Source organism: Rhizobium sp. GR12 (genome assembly GCF_036596185.1).
GTDB lineage: Bacteria > Pseudomonadota > Alphaproteobacteria > Rhizobiales > Rhizobiaceae > Agrobacterium > Agrobacterium nepotum.
In genome coordinates, this window is the sequence record NZ_JASXTH010000056.1 from 1 (window position 1) to 326 (window position 326).

Consider the following 326-nt stretch of genomic DNA (forward strand, 5'->3'; position numbering starts at 1 on the left):
GTGTTCAACTGGGGTTCCGTCGCGGTTGATCCGGTCAACAAGTGGCTGATCGGCACGCCGCAATATCTCGCCTATCTCTACCAGCTCTACCCGCGTCCGGAAGGTCAGCTCGACAAGCGGATGTTTGGCGGAGACAATTCGGGTGGGGAATCCAAGCCGGGCAACGAAAACCTCGGCGGGCCCTACGCGGTCTCCATCAAGCACTTCCGCTCGTCGCTCAACGCTCCGTGCAACGCGCCCGCCTGGGGTGTTCGCGTCGGCGTCGACCTGACGACCGGCAAGACCGCCTGGAAGTACAGGAACGGTACCGTCGCCGGACAGAAGTT

Annotated in this window: 1 pseudogene; it reads left to right on the plus strand. The window is 62.6% G+C overall.

The window, feature by feature from the left end:
• Positions 1 to 326: pseudogene (locus QSK43_RS27080) on the plus strand (membrane-bound PQQ-dependent dehydrogenase, glucose/quinate/shikimate family); the annotation flags it as partial.